Annotated in this window: 13 protein-coding genes; 4 read left to right on the forward strand and 9 right to left on the reverse strand. The window is 65.9% G+C overall.

Translation table 11 applies throughout. The features are described from left to right. Positions 1-347 precede the first annotated feature (347 nt). The gene (locus EB836_RS07450) at positions 348-1799 is read left to right on the forward strand and encodes an MDR family MFS transporter (RefSeq protein WP_135539033.1); all 1452 of its coding nucleotides are present in this window, start codon (positions 348-350) and stop codon (positions 1797-1799) included. Between the two features lie 2 nt (positions 1800-1801). Here EB836_RS07450 and EB836_RS07455 read toward each other — a convergent pair whose 3' ends face one another. The 4 genes from EB836_RS07455 to EB836_RS07470 form a co-directional block, all read right to left on the reverse strand. Continuing rightward, positions 1802-2413, reverse strand: coding sequence for a TetR/AcrR family transcriptional regulator (locus tag EB836_RS07455; protein WP_135539035.1), 612 nt, complete (start codon positions 2411-2413; stop codon positions 1802-1804). A gap of 112 nt (positions 2414-2525) precedes the next feature. Beyond that, the gene (locus EB836_RS07460; protein WP_135539037.1) at positions 2526-3755 is read right to left on the reverse strand and encodes an MFS transporter; all 1230 of its coding nucleotides are present in this window, start codon (positions 3753-3755) and stop codon (positions 2526-2528) included. 82 nt (positions 3756-3837) lie between these two features. Continuing rightward, positions 3838-4281 carry an NUDIX domain-containing protein gene (locus tag EB836_RS07465; RefSeq protein ID WP_135539039.1) on the reverse strand — a complete coding sequence of 148 codons (444 nt, stop codon included), beginning with the start codon at positions 4279-4281 and terminating at the stop codon, positions 3838-3840. Further along, positions 4278-4898, reverse strand: a complete 621-nt coding sequence (locus EB836_RS07470) for a DNA-3-methyladenine glycosylase I (RefSeq protein WP_135539041.1) — start codon at positions 4896-4898, stop codon at positions 4278-4280. Before EB836_RS07470 ends, EB836_RS07465 begins: the two co-directional genes overlap by 4 nt. Before the next feature lie 83 nt (positions 4899-4981). On the opposite strand from EB836_RS07470, the gene EB836_RS07475 reads away from it, so the two are divergent. Further along, positions 4982-5956 (forward strand): aspartate dehydrogenase domain-containing protein, encoded by a 975-nt coding sequence (locus tag EB836_RS07475; protein ID WP_135539043.1) that lies wholly within the window; start codon positions 4982-4984, stop codon positions 5954-5956. A gap of 133 nt (positions 5957-6089) precedes the next feature. On the opposite strand, the gene betT is transcribed toward EB836_RS07475, so the two are convergent. From betT to aztD, 4 genes are all read right to left on the reverse strand, one after another. Then, positions 6090-8171: a choline BCCT transporter BetT gene (betT, locus tag EB836_RS07480; RefSeq protein ID WP_135539045.1), complete on the reverse strand. Its 2082-nt coding sequence runs from the start codon at positions 8169-8171 to the stop codon at positions 6090-6092. Positions 8172-8409: 238 nt separating this feature from the next. Then, positions 8410-9789 carry a TIGR00366 family protein gene (locus EB836_RS07485; protein WP_135539047.1) on the reverse strand — a complete coding sequence of 460 codons (1380 nt, stop codon included), beginning with the start codon at positions 9787-9789 and terminating at the stop codon, positions 8410-8412. Between the two features lie 208 nt (positions 9790-9997). Then, complete coding sequence (locus EB836_RS07490) at positions 9998-11380, reverse strand: NAD-dependent succinate-semialdehyde dehydrogenase (RefSeq protein ID WP_135539049.1); 1383 nt, start codon at positions 11378-11380, stop codon at positions 9998-10000. A 246-nt stretch (positions 11381-11626) separates the two neighbouring features. Then, complete coding sequence (aztD, locus tag EB836_RS07495) at positions 11627-12898, reverse strand: zinc metallochaperone AztD (RefSeq protein WP_205683332.1); 1272 nt, start codon at positions 12896-12898, stop codon at positions 11627-11629. 55 nt (positions 12899-12953) lie between these two features. On the opposite strand from aztD, the gene EB836_RS07500 reads away from it, so the two are divergent. After that, positions 12954-13415 (forward strand): nuclear transport factor 2 family protein, encoded by a 462-nt coding sequence (locus EB836_RS07500; RefSeq protein WP_346763081.1) that lies wholly within the window; start codon positions 12954-12956, stop codon positions 13413-13415. 109 nt (positions 13416-13524) lie between these two features. Here the strand turns inward: EB836_RS07500 and EB836_RS07505 are convergent, their stop codons facing one another. Further along, entirely contained in the window at positions 13525-14439 is a 915-nt protein-coding gene (locus EB836_RS07505; RefSeq protein ID WP_135539051.1) for a 3-hydroxyacyl-CoA dehydrogenase NAD-binding domain-containing protein, read from the reverse strand. A gap of 121 nt (positions 14440-14560) precedes the next feature. Between EB836_RS07505 and EB836_RS07510 the strand changes: the two genes are divergently transcribed. Further along, positions 14561-15424, forward strand: a complete 864-nt coding sequence (locus EB836_RS07510; RefSeq protein WP_135539053.1) for a hypothetical protein — start codon at positions 14561-14563, stop codon at positions 15422-15424. Positions 15425-15435: the final 11 nt, after the last annotated feature.

Genomic DNA, 15435 nt, shown 5'->3' on the forward strand with positions numbered 1-15435 from the left:
GCCGAGGCGGCCCGCCCTTCGACGGCGCACTCGCCGAGGCGACCCCACCCCCTGAGGCACCCCCGCCGAGGTGCCACCCTCCGTCGTGCGATGGCGCACAACCCGATTTTCGATGGCGCCTTCGCCGAGGCGGTCGGCCTCCTTTCGAACCGAACGACAGATGAACTCGATGAATCTCACACTGCCCCGGGGCCGCCTCGGCGAGGGTGGTGCGCTAAACTGCATGAAGCGGTTATATAACCAAGGAATTGACTTCCGGGCGCGATGAGGGGCCGATTCAGCGCACCGCCTCAGGCGGGCTGGCGCTGAAGGACGAGAAGAGACGCAGACGACGAACAGGTGAGGGGATGCCATTGACGAACGGAGACAGCAACCAGCAGGAACCGGCAGACCGCACCCCGATCAACCGGAACCTCGTCCTCGCGGTCCTCGTCTCCGGCGCATTCGTCATCATCCTCAACCAGACCCTGCTCAACACCGCCCTGCCGGCGTTCATGGACTACTTCGACATCACCTCGGGCGCTGCCCAGTGGGTGACGACAAGCTTCATGCTCGTCAACGGCATCATGATCCCGGTGACCGCCTTCCTCATCCAGAAGTTCACCACCCGCGGCCTGTTCTTCACTGCGATGGGCCTATTCATCGTCGGCACCCTCGTGTGCGCCATAGCCCCGGTCTACCCCGTGATGCTCATCGGCCGTGTCATCCAGGCCTCGGCCGGCGGCATCATCATGCCGCTGATGCAGACGATCCTCTTCGCGATCTTCCCTGTCGAGAAGCGCGGCTCGGCGATGGGCACCTTCGGCCTCGTCATCGCCTTCGCCCCGGCGATCGGGCCGAGCCTCTCCGGCTGGATCGTCGACCACCTGCCCTGGCAGGTGCTGTTCTACATGATGCTGCCGATCGCCATCATCGATCTCGCCGTCGCCTACTTCCTGCTCAAGAACGTCACCGAACGCACCTTCCCCCGCCTCGACATCCTCTCGATCATCCTCTCCACCTTCGGCTTCGGCGGTCTGCTCTTCGGCTTCGGCACCGCCGGTGATGCGGGGTGGATCAGCGCCGAGGTGCTCATCCCGCTGGCCATCGGCGCGGTGACTCTGACGCTGTTCATCCTGCGCCAGTCCAAGCTCGAGCAGCCGATCCTCGAGTTCCGCATTCTCCGCTACCGGATGTTCACCCTCAATACGCTGCTGGGCATGTGCGTGTTCATCGTCATGGTCGGCGGCATGATGGTGCTGCCGCTGTACATGCAGAACATGAACACCTTCTCGGCCATGGAGTCGGGCCTAGCCCTGTTGCCGGGAGCTGCCGTGATGGGGTTGATGTCGCCGGTGACCGGCCGTATCTTCGATGCGATCGGCGCGAAGTGGCTGGCCGTCGCCGGTTTCACTCTGCTCACGGGCACGACGTTCATGTTCGCCCGCCTCGAACCGGACACGTCGTTCGTCTACCTCGCCGTCGTCAACACCGTTCGGATGTTCGGTGTGGCCATGGTGATGATGCCGGTGACCACGGCAGCACTCAATCAGCTGCCCTCACACCTCATCCCGCACGGCACCGCGCTGAACAACACCATGCGTCAGATCGCGGCGTCCGTCGGCACCGCGGCCCTGGTGACGATCATGGTCTCGGCGGCCCGGAACCCGGAGGCCTACGGCGCGGCCGGACTGGTCCACGGCGCGAATGTCGCCTTCTTCGTCGCCGCCTGCGTCGGCGTCCTGGGCATTCTCGGATCGTTCTTCATCAGGAACTCCCACGGGCTCGAACCGGGGCAGAAGAAGACGACGAAGAAATAGCCTCAGACCGTCCCTCCACCATCTGCCACGAGGTGCGCGGCCACGGCGCGGGCCTGCTTGAGCGCATCCTCCGGCTCCACTGCGCCACTGAGGACAAGCGTGGCGTAGCCGTGGACGAGAGACCACGCGGCCACCCCGAAATCAGCGTCCGGACCCGACCGGGTCTCGGCCACGCTGACCGAGAGTGCGGCTCCGGCTCGCTGACGCGCAGCAGCGAGATCCGCATCATCTTCGCGCAGCAGTCGAGGCTGGAACATCACGGTGAAGTGGGACGGGCAGGCCAGCGCAAACTCCACATAGGCGACACCGCGGGCGACGAGCCCGTGTTCGTCGCCGCCGGCATCTGCCGCGCCGTCGCGGCGATCACCGACGGAGTGGGCCCCGCCTCCGTCTCCGAACCCGCTCATCGCCTCCGCGAGCAGGTCGAACCCTTCGGCCGCGAGCGCCGTGAGCAGCCCGGCCTTGTCGCCGAAGTGATAGGTCGGCGCGGCATTCGAGACACCCGCCCGCTTCGCCAGAGCCCGCATGCTGAGTTTGGCGACGCCGTCCTCGGCGATCGCCGAGGCGGTCTGTGCCAGCAGCGTCCGCCTCAGATCCCCATGATGATAAGTCACACTTCGATCGTACCCGAGCAAACTTTCCATTGAAAAGATCTTTTTCGGCGCTGTGCTCCGTCACCGGCCGCGAGGTCGGGCGAACCCGACGCCGGCAGAAGCGGAGGACGCGTCACCATCCTGAGTGCCGTTCCTGCACGGTCCGCGCAATCCATGAAAGAGCCCCGGCGAGCAGCAGGGCCAGAGCACACAACAGGAACGTCGACGACGATCCGAGATAGGTGAAGCCGACCCCGCCGACCACTCCGGCGATGGCGAGACCGATGTCGAAGTTCATGTTCCACGCGACGCTGGCACGACTCGGCGTGCTCACCGAGGAGAAGGCCATGACAAGGCTCGCCGACTGCATGGTGCCCAATCCCAGACCGATGATGAGCATCGCGATGAACAGCGTCCCACCATAGAGGATCACGGCGCAGACCAGACCGATCGCGGCCAAGACGAGGCCGAGGATGTTGAGCGCGAAGGGCGGGAAGTTGTCGGCCACGTTGCCGGCGACGAAGCGTCCGATCACCGCCGAGACCTGCATGCCCGCAATGAACACGGCCGCTGCAGACACCTCGTCGCCCGGGCCGAAGCCGACGATGATGCCGAAGACGATCATCCCGACAAGGAACGGCGAGAGCATGAGGACGAGGCCGAGTGCACCACCGGCCCGGCGTCCGGCCCAGCGCAGGTTCCGCTTCTCGTTGCGCCCGGATCGGACCTCGACGGCGCCACCGCCATTGTCCGAGGTGCCGGCTTCGCCCTGCCCCCGCCGAGGGGCCCGCCCGGGAACGAACTTCAGCACCGTCGGGACGGCCAGGAGCAGACAGGCGCAGACGATGATGCGGAACACCGAGATCGGGATCGTCTCCACCAGCCACAGTCCCAGCGGAGCACCGACGGCGGCGGCCAGGGAGGTGATTCCACCGAAGAAGCCGAGCGCCTTGCCGATCCGTCCCGGCGTCGTCGTGGCCGGCACCGCAGCATTGGCGAGGACGACGAAGAGACCGAACCCGATGCCTCCGCAGAGACCGGCGAGGACCAGCGCCGGCAGTGCCGGGCTGACGAACAGCCCGAGGAGCTGGCCGAGGAACTGCAGGACGATTGCGAACAGCAGCGAACCCTTGAAGCCGAACACGCGACCGGCCCACGGTGCGAAGGGCTGGACGGCGATGACGCCGATCATCATCGTCGTGAGCACGGAACCGCCGGTGACCGTCGACAGACCGCTGGCTGCTGCGATCGTCACCGTCGTCGAATAGGTGAAGAAGAAGGCCGAGAAGCCGAACATCGCCGTCCACACCAAGCCCAGCAATGCCGGCGTGTAGGTCCGCTGGTGATGATGTTCAGGGCTCATAGTCCGAGGTTACGACATCTGAGCCTCCCCTGCTGTGCGCACAGACATGTCGACCGGCGAGCCTGCTATCAGCAGAGACGTCTCAGCCGGCGAGCCTGCCGGCGGCCAACAGCGCGGGGATCACCTCGTTGCGGGTCAGGGGCGCGAACTGGCGGTCCGCGGTGTCGGCCGGCAGCGGTGAGATGGGAAACCATCCGGCGTCGGCGATCTCGGCCAGGTGCGCGATGTTCTCGACATCGAGTCCGTCCGGCAGACCGTCGTAGCAGAACACATCGCCGATGACCCGATGATCGGCCTCGTTCGCGGCAGCGGCGGTGAATGTGCCCAAGGGCTGCAGCCGAGCTGAGCGCAGATCGAGTCCGAGCTCCTCGGCGATCTCTCTGACGATGGTGTCCTCGGCGGACTCCCCCGCCTCGGGCTTCCCACCGGGCAACATGAACGATGTGGTGCCCGCCTTGCGGACCATGAGCAGTTCCTCCCGCTCCGGGTGGAGGAGGACGAGTGCGGAGACGCGGATATCGTTCATTCCGACCACACCCCGGAGGTGCCTCGGCGGTGGGAGTCGAGCAGGTGGGTGTCGACCATGCCCACGGCCTCCATAAGGGCGTACATCGTGGTGGGGCCGACGAATCGGAACCCCTTCTTCTTCAGCGCCTTCGACAGTGCCGCAGATTCCGGCCCGGTGGTCGGGATTTCGGCGACGGTGCGCGGGCGCGGCGTCTGTGCCGGTCTGAACGACCAGAGGAACGCGTCGAGTCCGCCGTCTTCGCGCAGTTCGATGACGCGTGCGGCATTGCTGATGCAGGCTTCGATCTTCCCGCGGTGGCGGATGATGCCGGCATCGCCGAGCAGCGCATCGATCTTCGCCTCACCGAAGGCCGCCACGGTCTCGGGGTCGAAACCGGCGAAGACCTCGCGGAAACGTTCCCGCTTCTTGAGAATCGTCAGCCACGACAGTCCGGCCTGGAATCCTTCGAGGCTCATCCGCTCGAACAGTCCCGCTTCGTCGTGGATGGGCAGCCCCCACTCGGTGTCGTAGTAGCTCAGGAGCAGCGGATCGCCGTACGCCCACGGGGAGCGGGCCAGCCCGTCCTCACCGACGACCGCTCCCCCGCTGGCGGCTGACTGTGGTTCTTCGTCCATGGGGCAACCGTATCGCGACCGACTGACGCGGCTGCCCGGAGGACCGGATCGCGAATGTCAGACCGCTCGACTAGGGTGCGGCCATGACCTCTGTGCTCTTCCTCGGATTCGGCGCCATCGGCCGCCACATCGCCCAACTCCTCACCCCCGAGATCACCGCCGGCACGCTGACTGTGACCGCCCTGGTCTCGGACATGGCCAAGCACGCCGATCGTCCCCATCACGGCGCCGAGGTGGTCGACCTCGCCACGCTCACCGCCGACCTCGGCGAACCGAGCCCGTCACCGACAGCATCGCCCATCCCGTCACCGTCACCGTCACCGTCACCGTCACCGTCACCGTCACCGAGGATGTTCGACGCCTTCGACATCATCGTCGAATGCGCCGGGGTCCCTGCCGCCGCCCGGTTCGGTCCCGCCGTCATCGCCGCGGGCAAGCCGCTCGTGCTCACGAGCGTCGGCGCCCTCGCCGAGGCCGCAACCCGCGCAGCCCTGCTCGCCGGGCCCGGTCGCCTGCACGTGACGAATGGAGCCATCGGCGGACTCGATGTGCTCGAAGCCGCGGCACAGGCCGGCGGACTCGACGCGGTCGAGATCACCACGTCGAAGGAGGCGACAGGGCTCATCCGACCGTGGATGTCCGAGACCGAAGCCGACCGGCTCCGCGCTCTTCGCCCTCAAGACGGTCCCGTGAGCGTCTTCACCGGCAACCCCGCCGAGGCGATCGTGAAGTTCCCCGCCAACGTCAACATCGCGGTCGCCTTGGCGTGGGCCACCCGCGGCCTGCCCGGATCCGCCGCGCACACCGGAGGCGGTCTGCCCACCGGTGCCGACTCCGGGATCGAGGCCTCTCTGCTCGCGGACTCTCTCCAGCGGGTGCGGGTCGAACTCCTCGCTGTCGCCGGCCAGACCCAATCGGCGCACCAGGTACGGGCGGCAGGATCGGCCGGCAAGTTCGCCTTCGACATCCGTTCGACCCCGAGCCCGGAGAACCCGGCCACCAGCGGCCTCACCGCCCTGTCGGTCACCCGCACCCTGCGCCGCGCGCTCCGCGCATAAGCGCTCACCCACCGCTCGGCCGCCTCGGTGAGGCAATGACAACGCCCGGGACCATCGACCCATAGGTCGGTGTTCCCGGGCGTCGATCTCCGCATGAGGACATCAGACTTCACTGAGGACCTCAGCGCCGGTGTCAGTCCTCGCCGGTGGCGATGTTCTCCTGCAGCTGCAGGAACTCGACGTGGCGTTCGTACTTGTCGAGCACGTCATCGATGATCTGCTCCTTCGAGTAGCCCATGATGTCGTAGCCCTGACCCGCACCGCCGTCGAGGTAGACCTCCATGCGGTAATAGTCCTCGCCGGAACCGCGGGGGACCATACCGCCGAAGGAGGGCACGCTGACCTTGTGCGGCCAGACCTGGTAGCGGAAGGGGTACTCCCCTTCCCCGTCGACCTCGAACTGGATGAGTTCGCCGTCTTCGACGAAGACGCCTTCGCTGTCGACGCGGCCGCAGCGGGAACTGATGCCTCGGCCTTCCATCTCTTCGGCCACCTCGGTGAGGGTCGGGGTGAGCACCTTCCGTTCGAACTCACGGGCCCGGGCCTCGTTCGGGAAGGACAGGACACGGCCCAGCTGACGCTGCCAGGTCTCGTGGCCGGGACCGCGGGAGCGGCGGGCCAGAGAAGCGGGCAGGCTCGTGTCGATGCTGTCGACTCGGTGTGCTTCGACCCGCAGCGCCTTGTACAGACCGATCATCACGAGGATGACGACGAAGGCGAAGGGCAGGCCCATGATCACCGTCGCATTCTGCAACGCTCCGATCCCGCCGACGAGCAGCATCGACACCGTCAGGGCGCCGGTGGACAGTGCCCAGAAGATGCGCAGACCGGCACGACCGTCCTCCTGCGGGTTACGCAGATTCGACGACAGATTCGCCATCACCAGGGCAGCGGAGTCCGCAGTGGTGACGTAGAACAGCAGCGCCGTGATCGTCGCCAGACCGGCGATGAAGGTGAAGGCCGGGTAGCGGGAGAGCAGATCGTAGAAGCCGCCCTCGGGGTTGAGTATGACCGACTCGCCGAACTTCTTGTCACCGCTGCGGATGACGTCCAGCGCCGAGTTCCCGTAGATCGAGATCCACATGAAGATGTAGATGAAAGGAATCGTCAGGGTGCCGAGCACGAACTGGCGGATGGTTCGTCCGCGCGAGATGCGAGCGAGGAAGAGGCCGACGAACGAGGCGAAGGCGATCCACCAGGCCCAGAAGAACAGGGTCCAGTCGGTCATCCACGTGCCGGTGTCCTCAAAGGCGAAGGTCTGCCCGGCCATGTTCGGGAACAGGCGGATGAAGTCGGTGACGTTGAGGACGAGCGCATTGAGCAGGTACTGGGTGTTGCCGGCCACGAGCACCCACAGGCTCAGCCCGATCGCGAGGACGACGTTGAGAATGGACAGGAACTTGATGCCCTTGTCCACACCCGACACGGCAGAGAGAGTTGCGACGCCGACGCCGACGACGACGATGCCGACCTGAGTGGCGGTGCCGATCGGAATCCCGAAGACCGTGTTGAGACCGACGTTGACCATGACGACGCCGATGCCCAACGAGGTGGCCACACCGAAGATCGTGCCCAGCAGAGCAGCGAGGTCGACGGTCTCGCCCAGTGCACCTTGGACCCGTTTGCCGAAGATCGGGGCCAGCGCCGAACGGATCGCCAGCGGCATGTTCATCCGGTAGGCGAAATAGGCCAACGCCATACCCATGAGCGCGTAGAGACCCCAACCGCTCAGTCCGTAGTGGAACAGCGCCCACACGGTGGATTCGCGAGCGGCGTCGACCGTTTCGGCTTCGGTGCTCGCCGGAGTCAGATACATCGTGACCGGTTCGGCCACGGCGAAGAACATGAGGTCGGTGCTGATACCGGCGGCGAAGAGCATCGACGCCCAGGCCACAAGACCGAACTCGGGCTTCGAGTGCTCGGGACCGAGCTTCGTATTGCCGTAGCGGGAGGCGGCGAGGTAGATGACGAAGACGAGCACGGCGAGAACGAGGAGGACGTAGAACCATCCGAACCAGTCGGAGGTCCAGCCGACGACGGCGCCGAGAACCGCCTCGGCATTCGCGGGGGCGATAAGCGCCCAGAGGGTGATCGCCAGGGTGCCGAGGGCTGCGGCGATGAATACCCGCTTATTCACCGGCGGCAGCGAGGGCTTCGCACCGCCCTTCGTCTCTCCCTTCGAGTCACCCGGCGGGGTGTCGAGTGATGCTGACATGTGTGAGCTCCTTATCCGGACGCGGTCGCGTCGTGTCATCGGACCCGGTCGAACAGCATGCTCAACCGAGCGTGATCAACGATTGTTGCGTAATGGAAAGTTCCGTCCTTGCCCGCTCCCTATGACTGGAGATGGCCAACATCGGAGGTTACCACAGAGACACATACGGTCACTTCCCAGGGTGGTCACAGCCGACTTACAGGTCGGCGGATCACACTCCGCCGCGGGCCGGTGCGAGTCAGAGGGAGACGAGGAGGAGTGCGGCGGCCATCACCACCCCAGCGCCGAGGAACGTGATGACGGTGTAGCCGAGGATGTCGCGCATCTTCAGCCCGGCGATCGCGAGCACCGGCAGCGCCCAGAACGGCTGCAGCATGTTCGTCCACTGGTCGCCGTAGGACACGGCCATGATCGCGATCGAGGGATCGACACCGAGCTGGTTGGCCGCATCGAGCATGATCGGCCCCTGCACGGCGAACTGCCCGCCGCCCGAGGGGACGAAGAAGTTGACGAGACCAGCCGAGAGCAGGGCGAGGACACCGAAGGTGGTGGTGTTCGAGATCGAGACGAAGGCAGCGGAGAACACGGCGATGAGGCCCGTGGTCGACATGATGCCGAGGATGCCGGCGTAGAGCGGGAACTGCAGCAGGATCTCGCCGACGTTCGAGGCGGCTCCCTTCGTCAGGTGGATGAGTTCGAAGGGGTTCTTCACCAGCAGCAGGATGAGCGCGAGGAAGGACCAGTTGACGATGTCGAGGGTCAGTCCCCCACCCTGAGCGAAGTGGATGGCGAGGTAGACGACGAGAGCGAGCCCGACGACGAGGGTGAGGATCCTCGAAGCATCGATGCGGTCGGCCGGGGTGACGACCTCATCGTCGGCCTCGGACTGCTCCTCCGACGTCACCGAGGCGGGCAGTTCGTAGACCGGAGCACCGGACTTCGGGGCGATGAGGAAGAAGAGGAAACCGCAGACGACGATGACCCCGAGGATGGCGAGCAGATTCCAACCGGCGAAGATCGTCTCGGACACGGGGACCGTCTGCCCGCCGAGGGAGTCGGAGAGGAAGGAGTCCGAGGTGGCCGCAGTCAGCGGACCCGAACCCGAATAGCCCATGTGCCAGACGACGAAGCCGGAGTAGCCGGCGGCGACGAGCAGCGGGAAGTGGACCTTGATGCCGCGCTCACGCGACTGCACCGCGATCTCGCGGGCCAGCAGGGCGCCGACGACGAGACCGAGGCCCCAAGTGATGAGGCTGGCGAGGGCAGCGACCACGAAGACGAAGATGTAGGAGAAGGTGGCGTTGCCGGGCACCCGCGCCAGCCATGCCAGCAGCTTCCGGACGGGACCGGTGTTGGCGAGGATGTGACCGAGCAGGAGGATCAGACACATCTGCGTCATGAACTCGAGCAGACCGGCCAGGCCCTCACCCCAGCCGGTGACGACTTCCACCGGGCCGGCGTCGGTGAAGATGAGCGCGAGGACCGCGACGATGAGGCTGAGAACGATGGCGAAGGTCAGTGCCGACGGTATCCATTGTTCGAGGAATCGGTTGATCGGCCGCATGATCCCCTTCGAAGCTGCGGCATTGACCTGAGTTGACGGCTTCGGTGCCGACATGGGGAGACCTCCCGCTGAGAGTTAGCTGTGTGCAGTCTCAGCATACAATCAGGGCGCTGTCCCACGGAACGGAACAGCGCCCTGACGGAAATCAGCACTCAATCGTGACCGGATTCGTCGGTCACCGACGACTGTCTCTCCGTCGGTGACCGGCTCCTGGCCAGTGGCTGTCAGCCAGCCAATGACCCTCGGCGGCCCGAGACAGCGATCAGTGCTGCTTGTACACGAGCTGCTTGTTGACGAACTCGTCCATGGCCAGCGGCCCCAGCTCACGGCCGACACCGGAGCGCTTCACGCCGCCGAAGGGCAGGAATTCGCGTGAGCCTTCGGGGGCATTGAGGAAGACCATGCCCGAATCGATCTGAGCGCCGACGCGCTCGGCCCGCTCCACATCGCCGGAGAACACCGCAGCACCGAGGCCGAACGGGGTGTCGTTGGCCAGTTCCACAGCCTCTTCCTCACTGCCGACCCGGTAGACGATGACGGCGGGACCGAAGAGCTCCTCGTAGTACCCGCGCATCCCCTTCTTCACATCGGTGAGGACGACGGGTTCGACGTAGGCTCCGCCGCCGTCGTAGCGCTTGCCGCCGGCAAGAAGGGTCGCACCCTGGCTGACGGTGTCCTGAACCTGCTCCACGAAACGGTCGGCCGCGGCCACCGAGGACAGCGGGGACAGGCGGGAGCCCTCCTCACCGGGGGTGGCGGGGGTGGACTTCTTGGCCTCCTCGGTGATGGAGGCGACGAAGTCGTCGTAGAGGTCGTCCATGACGATCATCCGCTTCGGCGAGTTGCAGGCCTGCCCGGTGTTGCCCATGCGGGTGCGGAAGAAGGTCTTCGCCGACGCCTGGACGTCGGCGGAGTCGAGGAGGATGTAGGGATCGGACCCACCGAGTTCGAGGACGACCTTCTTGAGGTTCTTGCCCGCCTCGGCGGCGACGGCGGCACCGGCGCGTTCGGACCCGGTCAAGGACACGCCGTGGTTGCGCGGATCAGGCAGGATGATCTCGGCGACCTGCTCGTTGCTCGCATAGATGTTGATGTAAGCACCTTCGGGCAGACCCGCCTCGATGAAGATCTCCTCCATGATCTGAGCCGAACGCGGGCACTGCGGAGCGTGCTTGAGCAGGATCGTGTTACCCAGAGCCAGGTTGGGGGCGGCGAACCGGGCGACCTGGTAGTAGGGGAAGTTCCACGGCATGATGCCCAGCAGCGAGCCCACGGGCTTGCGGCGGATCATCGCGGTGGCGTTCTCGGGCCCACGCAGAGGCTCATCGGCCATGAACGCCTCGGCGTTGTCGGCGAAGTACTTGTAGATCATCGAGCTCAGCTGGACTTCGCCCTTGCCCTCGGGAAGGGCCTTGCCCATCTCGAGTCGGATGACCTCGGCGAGCTCCTCGGCGCGTTCGGCGTAGATCTCCGAGACCCTGGTGAGGATGGCCGCACGCTCGGAGACCGGGGTCCGCCCCCAGTCGGTGAAGGCCGTGGCCGAACGATCGAGTGCGGCGAGGATCTCGGAATCGGAGTTGGTGGCGAACTCTTCGGCGACTTCGCCGGTCGCCGGGTTGGTCACGCGGTACATGGTGCTGGTCATGACTGTCCTCGTTTCACTTCGATGTGGGGGTCTGTGTCACCTCCCACGCTATGGCCGAATGCCGGCGGCGGCAACGCAGATCTCACCTCCTGGGAGGATTCCCAGGCAAGTCTCCGCGGCCGCCGCCGGTCTCATCCTCAGTCCTGACCTCCGTGGGTCCGGTCTCCTCGGCTCGAAGTGACTCGGCGCGGGCCGACCCCGGCCGAGGGTGACTCAGCCCGAGGACGGCTCAGCCCGAGGTCGGACTCAGCCAGCGACGCCGGTGAGTTCGTTCGTCGCATGGGGCAGCTTCTCGCTGGCCATCACCTCTCCGTCGTCGAGATCGACGATGTGGATCACCTGCTCGGCCGGATCGCTGACGTAGGCGACCTCGTCCTGGACGAAGAGAGTCGGGCGGGCCTTCTGCCATTCGACCGGTTCCTCCCATGCGTCGATGACCGGGTACTCCTCCGTCACCGAGGCGGTCGCCGGGTCGATGATCTTGAGCGTGCCGTCCGTGGTCAGAACGACACCCTCTCCCTCGGGTCCGCGGTCGAGGGAGCGGAAGCTGTAGGAGGCACCGAGGTCGACGAGCGAGAGAGTGTTCTCCTTCGTGTCCGTCACGCTCACCCGCTCCGGACGTTCGAGTTCGGCATCCTCGTCGACCTTGTAGTCGCCGAGGACGTACCTGGAGTCCTCGTCGCCGGCCTGGTTGCCGATGCGGCCGAAGTCGTCGGGGGCGTCGAGCTTCTCGAACTTCCCATCTTTGAACAGCAGGATTCCGTCTTCGCAGCCGAGGGCGATGACTTCGCCCTTCGCCGAGGCTTCGCCGTGGACGCCCGGGCACTCTTCGCTGCGAGCGATCTCCTTACCGGACTTGTCGATGACCTTCGCACCTGCGCGCTCGTCCTCGGTGCCTATCGTGTGCAGAGTCTTCCCGCCGGAGAGCCTCACCGCGACTCCGTGATGGGGCTCTTCGGCTTCGAGGACTTCCGGAGTCGGTTCATCCTCGGCGAAGTCGTCCGTGTCGAAGGTCTGAATCTTGCCGTCGCCGTCACCGAAGAGCACGGTCGACCCGTCGTGGCTGACGACGTGGCCGGGCAGCTCGGTGTCGAAGACGGTGTCGGTGAGGACGGGGTCGGCAGCGTAGCTGTGGGTGTGGTCGCCGTGCGGCTGAGTCCACACGCCGGCGTCGAAGAGGCGGAAGCCTTCGGCCACGGAGACCATGAGGTGGCGGTCATCGCCGACCGGGTTGAGCCGGTTGAACCCTTCGAGCTTCGTATCGGCGATGACGTCGAGGGTCGTCGCGTCGAGGGTCATGATCCCGCCGTCGTAGGTGGTCACGAGGCGAGGCTGGGCCGCGGCGACTTCCTGGGCGTGACCGTCGTCGGACTTCGCTGTGTCTTTGCCGTCGCCACTCGATGCCCCGCCGGAGGACTTCTCGTCCTGACCGACAGCGTCGTAGTCGGTTGTGTCATCGCCGGGCTGACATCCGCCCATCAGCAGCGCCGAGGCGACCACCGCCGTTCCGAGCAACATCTGAGATCGTTTCATCATCCGCAATCACTTTCTAGTGAGAATCAGTATCAATAGCATGTCGATACTAACCCGATCGCGGGCGGATGCGCGAAATGGGAACACTCCGACGACGCTCATCGGCCTCGGGCACGGCTATGTCCTGGGTCACTGCTACGGTAAGACCATGGCCAGTGTGACTGAACTCGTGAAGCGCTATTACACCACCGTCGACGCCGGAGACGCGGACGCCACCTCGGCGCTGTTCTCTGCCGACGCCAGCTATGACCGCCCCGGCTACCCGACGCTGGTCGGGCAGCAGATCGCGGATTTCTACCACGGTGAGCGGGTCATCGAATCCGGCTCTCACTCACTGCAGGAGATCCTTGTCGAGGGCGATCGCGCGTCCAGCCGCGGCGTCTTCAACGGTCACCTCAAGGACGGTTCGGAGACCTCGGTGGGCTTCGCCGATTTCTTCCTCTTCGACACCGACGGCCTCATCGCCGAACGCACCACGTACTTCTACCAGCCGGCCGTCTGAGACGGCGCCCCTCCGCCTGCGACTTCACAAGACAGACGTTGCCGTCGGGCCCGTCGTTCGGCGCCGAGCCCGTTCGCGGCTGTGACCGTGGCGGAGCAGACGGTCAGACTCACTGGCCGCGCGCGTCGAGGACCGCGCGCTGAATGCGATCGCGGACCGCAGCGGCCTGCGGTGTCGGGGTCGGCCTGTATGCCTGCTCCACCTGCTCGAAGACCTCGCCCATGGCCGCCGGATCGACGTCGACGGGCAGGTCCTCGATCGCGGCGAAGGCCGGACCGATGTGGTCCATGAACCCGCGGATGCCGGATGCTCCCCCGCCGAAGTGCATGCCCTCGAACTGACCGACGGCGGCCCAGCGCAGACCCAGCGAATTCTTTATCACCGTGTCGAGGTCGGGAGCGGAGATCACGCCGTTCTGGACAAGAGAGATCGCTTCCCTCATCAGCGCGTTCTGCAGACGGTTGCCGACGAAGCCGCGGATCTCCCGGCTCAGCACCACCGGCTCGCGCCCACAGCTGCGGTAGAACTCGACCGTCGCCTCGATCGTGTCCGCGGACGTCGCCGGTGCGGGCACCACCTCGACGAGCGGCATGAGATGCGGCGGATTGAACGGGTGGCCGACGATGACCCGGGCGGCCGCGTCTGCCTCGAGGTGTTCGGCGATGAAGGATGCGGGGATCGTCGACGATGACGTCGCGAGCACGGCTGCGGCGGGGGCCGACTCGGCGATCTGGGCGAACAGCTTCGGCTTGGCCTCGGGGTTCTCCGGACCGGATTCCTGCACGAACATCACGCCTGCCACGGCGTCCTCGACGGTGCCGGCGACCTCGACGGTGCCGACCTGCGAGGCCAGCTCATTGAGTGCGGAAGCCGCTGAGGTGACCTCGGCTTGGAGGTCGGCGACCACCTCGGCGAGGTCATCACGCGGGTCGAAGACCCGGACCGTGAACCCGCTGCGGGCGAAGAGGTAGGCGAAGGATCGGCCGATGGTTCCGGCACCGATGACAGCGACTGACGAACTCATGCATCCAGGCTATACCCGCCCGCCGCGCCGCACCTGCTCACCCGAGATGCCGCCGTCGCTGTGCCCGAAACGTTGCCTGAAGCGCTCACCTGCGGGTGGGCTTCGGTGGCACAATGTCACCATGACAGCGAACGCAGAACTGAGAACAGTGGACTCGGAGATCATCGCTTTGGCCGAGGACGAATACGCCGCCGCAGCCGAGACCGCGCGCATCGAGGTGCGCGAGATCCACACCGCCGACGAGGCGGCCAAGGCGTCGCTGCTGCTCGACGAGGTGTGGAACGTCGACGAGACCGGCACCAACGTGTTCGAGCCCAGCCTCATCATCGCCTTCGCCCACGCCGGAAACTATGTCTCTGCCGCCTACAGCGCCGATGACCCCGAGGAGATGATCGGCGTGACCATCGGCTTCTTCGGCCAGCCGCTGGGCACCGTCATGCATTCGCATATCGCCGGTGTCCGCCATCAGGTCATCGGGCGGGGCGCCGGTTCAGCGATGAAGCTCCACCAGCGCCTGTGGTGCCTCAACCTCGGCATCACGGAGATGACCTGGACCTTCGACCCGCTCGTGGCCCGCAACGCCTACTTCAACTTCCAGCGTCTGGGCGTGAGCATGGTCGAATACCTCGAGGACTTCTACGGGCAGATGCGCGATGGGGTGAACTCGGGACAGGCCAGCGACCGGATGATGGTCTCGTGGCCGCTCGACCGACCCGCACGGGTGGCGACGGCTGATCCCGGTTCGGCTTTCCCCTGCCTGCGCGCCGACGAGGACGGGGAGCCCCTGCTCAGCGAGGTGCCGAAGGAGACCGAGTTCGTCTCGCTCGACTTCCCCTCGGACATCGAGGATCTGCGCGGACAGGACGCGGACCTGGCCAGCCGGTGGCGCCTCGCGCTGCGGACCGCGCTGACCGCGCTCGTCGCCGACGGCTGGGTCGTCGACACCTGCCTCAAGGGCGGAACATACCTGCTCCACCACCCCTGAGGCACCCACGG

This window comes from Brevibacterium sp. S111 (genome assembly GCF_004745075.1).
Taxonomy (GTDB): domain Bacteria; phylum Actinomycetota; class Actinomycetes; order Actinomycetales; family Brevibacteriaceae; genus Brevibacterium.